14 protein-coding genes are annotated in these 10,184 nt (G+C 34.1%); 13 read left to right on the top strand and 1 reads right to left on the bottom strand.

What is annotated here, in order from left to right; genetic code table 11:
* The 7 genes from KQI94_RS13995 to hxlB (KQI94_RS14025) form a co-directional block, all read left to right on the top strand.
* A partial coding sequence (locus tag KQI94_RS13995; RefSeq protein ID WP_216454535.1) for a PTS sugar transporter subunit IIA occupies positions 1-1,316 on the top strand: 1,316 nt, incomplete at its 5' end.
* A gap of 1 nt (position 1,317) precedes the next feature.
* Positions 1,318-1,773 carry a PTS sugar transporter subunit IIA gene (locus KQI94_RS14000; protein WP_002384119.1) on the top strand — a complete coding sequence of 152 codons (456 nt, stop codon included), beginning with the start codon at positions 1,318-1,320 and terminating at the stop codon, positions 1,771-1,773.
* Positions 1,774-1,794: 21 nt separating this feature from the next.
* The gene (locus KQI94_RS14005) at positions 1,795-3,150 is read left to right on the top strand and encodes a PTS transporter subunit IIC (RefSeq protein ID WP_002368850.1); all 1,356 of its coding nucleotides are present in this window, start codon (positions 1,795-1,797) and stop codon (positions 3,148-3,150) included.
* A gap of 19 nt (positions 3,151-3,169) precedes the next feature.
* A complete protein-coding gene (locus tag KQI94_RS14010) occupies positions 3,170-3,457 on the top strand; it encodes a PTS sugar transporter subunit IIB (protein ID WP_002368851.1) in 288 nt (95 codons plus the stop codon).
* Positions 3,458-3,970 (top strand): YjbQ family protein, encoded by a 513-nt coding sequence (locus KQI94_RS14015; RefSeq protein ID WP_002368852.1) that lies wholly within the window; start codon positions 3,458-3,460, stop codon positions 3,968-3,970.
* A 5-nt stretch (positions 3,971-3,975) separates the two neighbouring features.
* Positions 3,976-4,644 carry a ribulose-phosphate 3-epimerase gene (gene rpe, locus KQI94_RS14020; RefSeq protein ID WP_002368853.1) on the top strand — a complete coding sequence of 223 codons (669 nt, stop codon included), beginning with the start codon at positions 3,976-3,978 and terminating at the stop codon, positions 4,642-4,644.
* A 10-nt stretch (positions 4,645-4,654) separates the two neighbouring features.
* Positions 4,655-5,209: a 6-phospho-3-hexuloisomerase gene (gene hxlB, locus KQI94_RS14025; RefSeq protein WP_002368854.1), complete on the top strand. Its 555-nt coding sequence runs from the start codon at positions 4,655-4,657 to the stop codon at positions 5,207-5,209.
* A gap of 146 nt (positions 5,210-5,355) precedes the next feature.
* Here the strand turns inward: hxlB (KQI94_RS14025) and KQI94_RS14030 are convergent, their stop codons facing one another.
* Positions 5,356-6,111, bottom strand: a complete 756-nt coding sequence (locus tag KQI94_RS14030) for a DeoR/GlpR family DNA-binding transcription regulator (protein ID WP_002368855.1) — start codon at positions 6,109-6,111, stop codon at positions 5,356-5,358.
* Positions 6,112-6,328: 217 nt separating this feature from the next.
* Here KQI94_RS14030 and KQI94_RS14035 point away from each other — a divergent pair, with 217 nt between their 5' ends.
* From KQI94_RS14035 to KQI94_RS14060, 6 genes are all read left to right on the top strand, one after another.
* A complete protein-coding gene (locus tag KQI94_RS14035; protein ID WP_002368856.1) occupies positions 6,329-6,847 on the top strand; it encodes an RpiB/LacA/LacB family sugar-phosphate isomerase in 519 nt (172 codons plus the stop codon).
* Positions 6,848-6,879: 32 nt separating this feature from the next.
* Complete coding sequence (locus KQI94_RS14040; protein WP_002368857.1) at positions 6,880-8,244, top strand: PTS transporter subunit IIC; 1,365 nt, start codon at positions 6,880-6,882, stop codon at positions 8,242-8,244.
* 37 nt (positions 8,245-8,281) lie between these two features.
* Positions 8,282-8,572, top strand: a complete 291-nt coding sequence (locus tag KQI94_RS14045; protein ID WP_002384122.1) for a PTS sugar transporter subunit IIB — start codon at positions 8,282-8,284, stop codon at positions 8,570-8,572.
* Positions 8,573-8,581: 9 nt separating this feature from the next.
* Positions 8,582-9,037: a PTS sugar transporter subunit IIA gene (locus tag KQI94_RS14050; RefSeq protein WP_002368859.1), complete on the top strand. Its 456-nt coding sequence runs from the start codon at positions 8,582-8,584 to the stop codon at positions 9,035-9,037.
* A 77-nt stretch (positions 9,038-9,114) separates the two neighbouring features.
* The gene (hxlB, locus tag KQI94_RS14055; RefSeq protein WP_216454537.1) at positions 9,115-9,654 is read left to right on the top strand and encodes a 6-phospho-3-hexuloisomerase; all 540 of its coding nucleotides are present in this window, start codon (positions 9,115-9,117) and stop codon (positions 9,652-9,654) included.
* A gap of 350 nt (positions 9,655-10,004) precedes the next feature.
* On the top strand, positions 10,005-10,184 hold a 180-nt coding region (locus KQI94_RS14060), incomplete at its 3' end, for a hypothetical protein (RefSeq protein WP_253296180.1).

The following is a 10,184-nucleotide window of genomic DNA, read 5'->3' on the forward strand; positions in this document are numbered from 1 at the left end:
ATTATATGGAATCACTTTTGACAACTCTCTTGGTTCAATGCCGTCGTATTCAAATGGGGTATCATGTTGAAGGAGAGGATGATTACCTATTTAGTAGTATACGATATATGGAAACGTTTGTGGTTGCTAATGACATGTCTGAACGATTATCTCAAGAGACTGTTCTGAATTTTAGTGAAGCTGATAAAGACTATTTATCTCGTCAACTTTTTGCCCATCGAGTTACTACTGAAGTGAAAGCTAGTGATGAAAAATATGTAGATTTAGTGTACCGTTTGATTTCTAGAATGAGTAAAATTGAAAAAATTGATCTGACTCAGGATGAGCACCTTTTCAATTCACTATTATATCATATACCTGCTATGATTCTTCGTTTAAAACGTGGGATTCACATTGAAAATCCTTTATTGGAGAATATTCGTGACCAATATTCTGAGCTTTTCAGTATTGTTTGGTATGCATTAGTTATTGTGGAACAACAGTATAATGTGATTTTAAATGATGACGAGATTTCGTTTATTTTGATCCATTTCCAAATTGCCTTGGATCGTCAATCCAAAGCAAGCAATATTGTCATTATTTGTCAATATGGAATGTCTTCAGCTCAATTTATCTATTCAAAGGTTCGTAAGTTCATTCCAGCCCATGATAATGTGGAGATATCGACATTGGAGAGATTTAATAAAAGTGACAAAGAAAATATTGACTTGATTATCAGCTCGATTGATATTCCACAGTCAAAAACTCCTTTTGTAAAAGTTACACCTTTAGTTAGTAATCAAGACTATATCAAGATCATGGAGGCATATACAAAGTATCTCATTCAAGGAGCACCTTTTGGACTATCTGATTCATTAGATAGAAATTTTGAAGTAGATGTGTTGAGTAAATATGTCAATCTTAAACTTATTAGCTTGCAAAATCTTTTTTCTGATAAAGCTGATTGTTTAAATAGCATGATAGATGAACTAGAAAAAAGAAAACTAGTATTGCCTACATTTCGGAAATCGGTTTTTGAGAGAGAGGATATTGGGAATACCAATTTGGAAAGTGGTGTTGCATTACCTCATGCAGATCCAACGACGATTCTTAAGTCTCATATTTATATTGTATCACTTAAGAAATCGATTAATTGGGGAGATCGCACGGTCAAATTGATTATTATGGTAAATCTCAGTGAAGAAGACTTACAAGAGATTCGCGAAGTTGTCGAAGAACTCTATCAATTTATTGATGAGAAAAAGAAAGTTGATGCGCTTGTGAAAGTCAACGATTCTGTGCAAATGCTACAAATTTTTAGTACTGGAGGAAACTAAAATGTTTTTTGATCAAGAACTTTGTTTGTTTCATATCAAACCTGACGATCAAACACAATTATTCGAAAAAATGTATGAAAAACTTTATTTATCTGGATGCGTCAAATCAAGTTTTTTAGATGGCATCACAACAAGAGAAGCAGAGTATCCGACTGGTTTGGAATTCAATGGTATCGGTTTTGCGATTCCTCATACAGATTCAGTGAATGTTAATAAGTCACAAATTTGTTTTGCTTCATTGGATGAACCAGTAATTTTCCAAGATATGACGGATAAAAGTCACAACATCGAAGTTAATTTAGTATTCATGCTGGCGATGGCAGTCCCTCATGAACAAGTAGAGACCCTGCAAAACTTAATGGCATTGTTTACTGATGATGAGAAAGTTAAGAGACTACGAGAATTATCATCAAAAGAAGATTTTATCAAATTGCTAAATGATTCTGGGGTTTATTAGAAGTCAAGGAGGAAAAAACAAATGGATGTTATTATGGATGGTATTCAGTGGTTTATTGGATTAGGATCAACAGTTTTTTTACCAGTAATTATTTTTATCATTGGACTATTCTTCGGGTTAAAGCCTAGTAAAGCATTTATATCTGGGGTCACTGTTGGTATTGGGAATATTGGATTAGGATTAGTATTAGATTTATTATCGGGCGGTTTGGGTAGTGCTATTCAGCAAATGGGTGAAAAATTTGGAACTTCTCTAAATGTTTTGGATATTGGAGTAGGAGTTGGTGGACCATTGGCCTTTTCAACCTCTTTGGGAATTTTGATGATCCCTATCTCATTAATTTTGAATTTTATTTTAGTGATGCTTGGTTGGACGAAAACATTGAATGTTGATATTTGGAATTTCTGGTTCCCAATTTTTTTAGGTATGCTAGTTCAAACGGTAACTGGAAACTTTTGGTTTGGGATAATTGGAGCAATTGTTGCAGTTCTTTTACAATGGTTCTTAGCGGATGCAGCACAAAAAGAAGTAAGTGAATTCTTCGGTTATCCTGGGATTGCAATTACACATATGATGGCATTGTCTGGAGTATTGTTTGCTAAACCTATGAACTGGATTTTTGATCGAATTCCAGGGTTTAACAAAATTGACGCAGACGCCGAAAGCTTGACGAAAAAATTTGGAATCTTTGGTGATACCGTTGTAATTGGATTATTGATTGGTATTGTTGTTGGAATTTTAGCAGGATATGATGCAGCAGGTGTTGGGTTGCTTGGTATGCAAACAGCCGCAGTTATGAAAGTAATGCCAAAAATGGTAGCAATGTTCATGGAAGGACTGTTGCCAATTGCTGAGGCAGCTAAAGAATTTACAGATAAAAAATTAAATGGTCGTGTGGTAAATATTGGGATGGATGCAGCACTTACAGTTGGGCATCCAACAGTAATGTCTACATCTCTATTGTTGGTACCTATCTCGTTGTTACTTGCAGTGATTTTGCCTGGAAATCAAGTGTTACCTTTTGGTGATTTGGCATTTTTCACATTTGCGATTTGTTTAATGATTCCTTATTTCAAAGGAAATATTGTTCGTTCTTTAGTCGGTTGCTCACTGTATCTAGTGATGACATTTTATTTATCTACATGGTTAGCGCCTATTGTGACAGAACTCTTCCAAATGGCAAACTTTGATGTAGGAACTTCAGGACTAGTTACAATGTTATTAAGTGGCTTGTGGCCAGCAGGTTTAGTTGTTTTATTAGCTCAAAAGTTAGGTATCTTTGGGATTATTCTTTTAGGAATTGTGATTTTAGCAGGAATGTTTTACTTTAACAAAATCAAAGGGAAAAAAGTAGAAAATATACAAGAAGTTCAATAAAAAGAAAGTAGGGAAATTCATGAAAAAACTATTAGTAATTTGTGGCGCGGGGCACGCAACCTCAACTATTGCGGTATCAAAAATCAACAAGTGGTTAGAAGCAGAAAACTATACGGATCAGGTCAAAATATATCAATCTAAGATTGCGGACGAACTGAATAAAATGGATGATTACGATGCGGTTGTTAGCACGACGATTGTTCCAGATTCAGTCAAAGATAAGGTGATCAATGGTCTAGGCTTGTTAACTGGGATCGGAGCAGACAAAATATTTGAAGATGTAAAAACACGATTGGAATTGAAATAGATGATCAAACATGACACAATCAAACTGCATACAATAGAAGGTCGTGCTTCGTACCATGATTTACGTGAAGACTTGGTTCGTATTGCTTTAGATTCTGGTTTGGCAGATGGCGTGATGATCATTACCACCCCACATACAACTTGTTCATTTTTCTATGAGGAAACTATGCATGATGTGAATTATTTTGGAGACGATTTTCTACATGTAGATATTAATGAAACCATGGAAAAAATCGCTCCGGTTATGACAACCGAAGGACAATATCATAGTCCAGGTCCAGAACATATTGCTTTCGGGACTTCATTAAGCGATCCTAATTATCCAGCTGAAAAATGGGTGATGTTAAATACAGATGCCCATCTGAAAGCATCTATTTATGGAACCAATTCTCAATCACTCATCTTAAAAGATGGAGAATTGCAAATCGGATCGCTCGGTAGAGTGTATTTCGTTGATTGGGATCGTCTTCGTGAACGAGATCGTACAATTAATGTGATAATCATGGGGGAATAAATTTTATGAAAGAATATATTTTAGCACCTTCATTATTTAGTTCTAAAATCAGTCGTTTAGAGAAGACCCTTGAAACCTTGGAGATAGAAGAAATAAAGTGGCTACATGTGGATGTGATGGATGGATATTTTGTGCCTGACATGGCGTCAGGACCCAGTATTGTTAAAGAATTAAAAGAAATCACCGACATCTTACTGGATGTCCATTTGATGGTCGAAACACCAGAAAAAATTGTACCTGCTTTCCTTGAGGCTGGAGCTGACTCTATTACGTATCATGCAGAAGCTACCAATAATGGTATGCACATTATTCAAATGGTCAAGGAACAAAAAAAGAAAATAGGCGTTGCAATCAATCCTGCAACTCCTGTGTCATTGATAGCACCAATTTTAGCTGAAGTTGATCTAGTATTAGTAATGACCATTAATCCGGGTCGACCTAATAGGGATTTTATTCCTTTAACTGTAAATAAAATCGCTGAACTTAGTCAATTGAGAGAATCAAATGATTATCACTATTTAATTGAAGTGGATGGTAAAATCGATAATGAAACAATCAAACTTTGTGCCAATGCTGGAACAGATATGTTTGTATCAGGAGGATACATTTTTGGTGAAGAAAACAAAGAAGTTGAAATGATTACGAATTTGAAAACTGCTTTAGCGGAAGTCTAGGAGGAAAAATTTGGAAAATTATGTTTTGAAAATCCTTAATGAACTGACACAAAACGCTGAAAAAATTGAAATGGAACAAATTTTAATTTTTCTAGAAGAGATTAAAAAAGCCAAACACATTTTTCTCTCAGGCGCTGGTCGGTCAGGTATTGCAATTCAAGCGTTTGCCAATCGATTGATGCATCTGGGATTTAAGGTAAGTCTTGTTGGTGAAATAAGCTCACCTCATTCACAACCTGGTGACCTTTTGATCATCTGTTCTGGATCAGGTGAAACAGAAAGCTTAAAATCTTTAGCTAAGAAAGCCGTGGAAAGTGACGTTAAGATTGGTTTGATAACCATGAAAGGTGATTCTACAATTGGTAAGTTAGCTTCTTCAATTATAGTGCTACCAGGTACAACTAAGAATGAAAATGAGCATCATTCAAAAGAATTTAAACAGCCAATGGGTTCAGCTTTTGAACAATTAGCCTTTCTGACTTTTGATAGTATAATTTTAAATTTAATGGATGAAATGGAAGAAACCTCAGAAAAAATGTTTAATCGACATGCAGATTTTGAATAGCCAATTACTAAAAAGTGATTACTGAAGCATAAAAATCAAAGTAAAAGTATAACATCATACAAAAAAAAGTCTAGCAAAATTGTTAGACTTTTTTGTATACCTACTATTAACGATTTGACTTTGTCTTTCATGTCTATATTAAAAATTTAACAAGTAATTACATGAGTCATTGTTTCGATTTTTCTAATTTTTTCGAGATCCGCTTCTTTGTTTGTAATTAAAGCAGTAATCTCTGACCAGTCACAAATTTTGTATAGGCTTTTTCGATCAAACTTTGTATAATCACCCAAGATGTAGCGTTTTTCAGCGTGGGAAATAATCGCTTGGTCTACAAATACATCTGAAGACGACGGGCTAGTGGGACCATCAACATTACTAAAGCCATCAGTTCCAAGAAAACATAAGTCTACTTGAATTTGATTAATTTGAGAAATGGTCCAACCTCCAAATACTGAAGAACTAGGTTCACGTAATTCTCCACCAAAAAGAAATACTTGATTTTTTGAACTTATAAGTAAACTTGCAACTGGTAGTGAATCAGTAAAAATCTTATATCCAGACTTCATAGATAAAAGAATGGCAAGTTCCAATGTAGTACTTCCGGTTCCTATTACAATTGAACTATTATCAGGAATAAGTTCAAGAGCTTTCTGTGCAACCAGTTTCTTATAATGAGCATTTTCTTTCTCACGTACTTGAAAAGAATGCTCAATGGCATTTTGTTTTAGCGTAGCTCCTCCGTGACTTTTCATAAGAAGCCCTTTGTTTTCTAAATAAGTAAGATCTTTACGAATTGTTTCGTAGGTTACAGAATATTTTTTTGCTAATTCACTTACATAAACACTGCCTTCTTTAATTAATTCCTGTAGTATCAAATCTCTTCTTTCTGCCATCAATAACATTTACTTCACCTCATTAACAAATCATCTTACATAAAGAATACCATAAAGCCTAGTGAAAACAACCAAAAACTAATTAATATTGTTTTTATTTATTTTATAGTTGATTTCAAGCGATTCCAAAATTGAAAAAACCAACTAAAAACTATTGACACCAATTAAAACCAATTGTATTATAAGAGTGTAGTTAAAGTAAACGGATTCAGAAAGGAGATTTTAAATGAAAACCAAAATTGCAATTGCATGTGATGACTTAGGTTTTGAAACAAAGGAGGCGATAAAGAAATACTTGATTGAAGAGAAAAATGCTGATGTTGTCTATGATCCAGTACAGGTACCAGAGGATGGAGTCAATACTTTTGCTAAGTTAGCAGATGAAATGTCTGTATTGATCCAAAAAGATGTTTGTCGTTTAGGAATATACATTTGTGGAACTGGAATTGGTTTTACTTGTCAAGCCAATAAACATTGGGGAATTCGAGCAACAGCTGTTACAAATCCTTATTCTGCAAAAAGAGCAAGATTAAGTAATAATGTACAAATCATAGGTTTAGGTTTGCGTGTAAATGGATTAGAATACATGAAGCAGATTATTGATGCATGGTATGATGAACCTTTTGAATTTTCAACTGCAAGAGAAAATTCAAAAAACAATTTATTAGAAGCAGAAAAAAATGATAATTTACTTCTAAAAAAACCAGATCATGTAGCTTGGAATATGGGATTTAGACCGGATTAAAAAAGGGGGGAAGCTAGTCAACTAGCGAAAAAATGGAATTTATCACACAATTTATTAATGATTTAGGCAATTTTATTTTTATTCCACTGATTTTTCTTGTATTTATGGTAGCTTTGGGACGTCCGCTTGCTGAAGCAATTCAATCAGCGATGAAGGTGGGAATTGGTTTTATTGCTTTATCAATGGTTATTGGGTTTATGTTGGAAAAGATGGAACCCGCTATCACTGGTTTAGCTGGAAAAACAGGATCTTCTTTAGATGCAATTGATGTTGGTGGTGCGGCAACGGCCGTTATGGGATTTGGTTCTAGTATGGGTGCCATTATTATTCCTTTATGTGTAGGAATTAACTTGTTGTTGCTTGTGTTGAAGATCACAGACTGTGTCAATGTTGATGTTTTCAACCTTCACCAAAATGCTTCAATGGGAGCGATTGTTGCTGTATACTCTGGTAATTTTCTATATGGGGTTTTAACTGCCGGTTTGTTCCATGTTTGGGCGTTAATTGCGGCTGACTTGGGTGCGAAAAACAATGAGAAGTTTTTTGGTTTACCTCAAGGCGTATCAATTTCTCACCCAGTAGCCAACACTTACTTATTATTTGCTTATCCATTTAACTGGATTTTCGATCGTATACCTGGTTTTAGGAAATTAAATGTAACGGCTGAAACGATTCAAAAAAGATTTGGTGTTTTAGGTGATCCAACAATTGTCGGATTTCTGTTAGGTACACTTTTAGGTTTGTTTGGGTATGATTGGACAAGTCCATATCAAACGATTATTTCAAGTGTACAATTAGGAATGTACTTGGCTGCAGTTATGTTGTTATTGCCGAAAATGACTTCTATTATGATGGAAGGTCTTGTTCCACTTTCAAATGCAGCACGCAAAAAATTAGTGAAACGATTCCCAGATCGTGACATTACTGTAGGGATGGATACAGCTCTAATTGTAGGAAACCCATCAGTTATTTCTTCAGCTCTACTATTAATTCCTGCAATGGTTATTTTAGCGGTTATTCTTCCTGGAAATAGAGTAATGCCTTTGGGAGACTTATCACAGTTTGTGTTCTTTATTGCATGTATGGTACCAGTATTTAAGGGAAATATTATTCGTACTTGGTTATCATCAGTTATCTTGTTTGGTGGTGGATTATACATTGCTTCATGGATGACGCCAGCAACAAACGAGTTATTCCAAAAATTTGGTGCAGGTGCACAAAAAAATGTGATGTATTCTTCACTTAACCCTTCAGCAAATCCATTTACTGGATTGTTTGCAGCTGCAAGTCATATTGGTTTAATTGGTTTTATCTTGATTGGAGCGATCTTAATTTCAGTAGGATACTTGTTGAAAAAGAAAGAACGCTCTCAGCTTCAAAATGATGCAACAGTGTAGTATAGTAAAAAACAAAAATAGATAGCGAGGTTTTATTATGAACAAAAAGATTTTAGTAGTATGCGGAAATGGAATTGCATCATCATCAATTATGGTCTCTGTATTAGAAGACTATTTAAAAGAACAAGGGATTAGTGGAGTTGATGTACAAAAATCATCTCTTATGGATTGTAATGCTGATAAATATAATAGCTATGATTTAGTTGTTTCATCTACAAAAATTGATAATCCTGATGTGACAACAAAAGTGATTGTTGGTGCTGGCTTACTTACAGGTATAGGTGAAGATGAAATTTTTGATGCTGTAAAAGAAGAAATCACAAAGTAGGGATAGAAGATGGCAATTGATGTTATTGTAAGTAATGGACAAGATACGATTACAACTTATCAAGAAGCAATTAGAACAGCTGGAGAAAAGCTTGTCGAAAAAGGGAATATTGATGCTAAGTATATTGACGCTTGTATTGAAAGAGAAATTGACTTCCCGACAGGATTGTTACTAGCTAATGGAGATGGAATTGCTATTCCTCACGGAAACTCTGATTTAGTAAATAAAGACAGTATCAGTGTGGTAAGAATCAAGAACACAGTCGAATTCGGAAGAATGGAAGACAAAGATTTGAAAGTGGGTTGTTCTTTGGTTTTCAATTTAGCCTTAGCCTCTGGAAATCAACACATTGGTATTTTGCGAAAACTTATTGGCTTATTCCAAGATGAAGAGTTTGTAGATACATGTAAAAATGAAGAAACTGATACTGTTCAAAAATATTTACTGACTAAATTAGCTGAATAAAATCAGACGGATGGTATTTTCCATCCGTCTTTCATTTAGTGAAATATGAAAATATACACGATTTTAGGAGGAAAAAAATGAAGTTTTTTAATGAGATTATTGATGAAGTTTTGACGATAGGAAATGAAATATCTGATCAACAAGTGGATCGGATGATAAAAGCTATTCAGGGTGCAAATCATATTTTTTTAGAAGGTGCAGGTAGATCAGGTTTGATGATTCGAGCATTTGCCAATCGATTATTGCATTTAGGGTATTCAGTAAGCTTAGTCGGAGAAATTAGTTCACCACATACTAAATCAGGTGATTTATTCCTAATTGGCTCAGGTTCTGGAGAAACAACTAGTCTTGTTAATCAAGCAAAAGTTGCAAAGGATAATGGCGTTGTAATCGGATTGTTTACAACAAATTCATCATCTACACTAGGAGAAATTGCTGATCAAGTAGTGATTATTCCAACACAGTCAAAACAGTCTAAGGATGAAGCTCTTCAACCAATGGGGTCTTTATTTGAACAGACTAGTTTATTTTTATATGATAGTATCATCTTAAATTTAATGGAAAAAACAGGAGAAACAAATCAAACGATGAAAACGCGTCATGCTGATTTAGAATAGGGTGAAAAAAGCTATTTGCCAAAAGATAATATGAAAAGAAGTTGTTTTTCATTATTTCTTTTGTAAGTGGCTTTTTTGATTTGAAAACATTTGAATGCTTACTTGTCGTCTTAAATATATCTAGCATAACAATCTTAATTAGGATATTAGCGTATTACTTTGGAATAATTGACTGTTTTTGATCTAGTGTTTGTTTTTATTAGTTAAGAGTTAGCTTACTATATTAATGATTTTTCCAATTTTATTTGATTATCACAATTGAAATGAAGAAAAATACATTTTTTGGACTGAAAAGAATAGATAATCCGACTGAAAGCGCTTATTATTTTTGTAAAGGGGGTTGTGTTAAAATGAGTGCTCGTGATCAAGAAATCCTTCGACAATTAATCAAACATCGAAGTTTAAAAGAAGCGGAGTTACTTAACGAACTTGAATTATCTTCCAGACAATTAGCTTATAGTATAGAAGCAATCAATGAAAAACTATCAGAAAAACGATTACCATTGATTGAAAGAAGAAATGGCTACTAC

The sequence above is a fragment of the Enterococcus sp. S183_ASV_20 genome, assembly GCF_018919685.1.
Taxonomy (GTDB): Bacteria; Bacillota; Bacilli; order Lactobacillales; family Enterococcaceae; genus Enterococcus; species Enterococcus faecalis.

What these genes read in the sequence shown, in the direction of transcription:
- hxlB (WP_216454537.1), top strand. Translation starts at nt 9,115, where the DNA reads ATGAAGTTTTTTAATGAGATTATTGATGAAGTTTTGACGATAGGAAAT.
- KQI94_RS14050 (WP_002368859.1), top strand. Translation starts at nt 8,582, where the DNA reads ATGGCAATTGATGTTATTGTAAGTAATGGACAAGATACGATTACAACT.
- KQI94_RS14045 (WP_002384122.1), top strand. Translation starts at nt 8,282, where the DNA reads ATGAACAAAAAGATTTTAGTAGTATGCGGAAATGGAATTGCATCATCA.
- KQI94_RS14005 (WP_002368850.1), top strand. Translation starts at nt 1,795, where the DNA reads ATGGATGTTATTATGGATGGTATTCAGTGGTTTATTGGATTAGGATCA.
- KQI94_RS14035 (WP_002368856.1), top strand. Translation starts at nt 6,329, where the DNA reads ATGAAAACCAAAATTGCAATTGCATGTGATGACTTAGGTTTTGAAACA.
- KQI94_RS14000 (WP_002384119.1), top strand. Translation starts at nt 1,318, where the DNA reads ATGTTTTTTGATCAAGAACTTTGTTTGTTTCATATCAAACCTGACGAT.
- rpe (WP_002368853.1), top strand. Translation starts at nt 3,976, where the DNA reads ATGAAAGAATATATTTTAGCACCTTCATTATTTAGTTCTAAAATCAGT.
- KQI94_RS14030 (WP_002368855.1), bottom strand. Translation starts at nt 6,111, where the DNA reads ATGTTATTGATGGCAGAAAGAAGAGATTTGATACTACAGGAATTAATT.
- KQI94_RS14015 (WP_002368852.1), top strand. Translation starts at nt 3,458, where the DNA reads ATGATCAAACATGACACAATCAAACTGCATACAATAGAAGGTCGTGCT.
- KQI94_RS14010 (WP_002368851.1), top strand. Translation starts at nt 3,170, where the DNA reads ATGAAAAAACTATTAGTAATTTGTGGCGCGGGGCACGCAACCTCAACT.
- KQI94_RS14040 (WP_002368857.1), top strand. Translation starts at nt 6,880, where the DNA reads ATGGAATTTATCACACAATTTATTAATGATTTAGGCAATTTTATTTTT.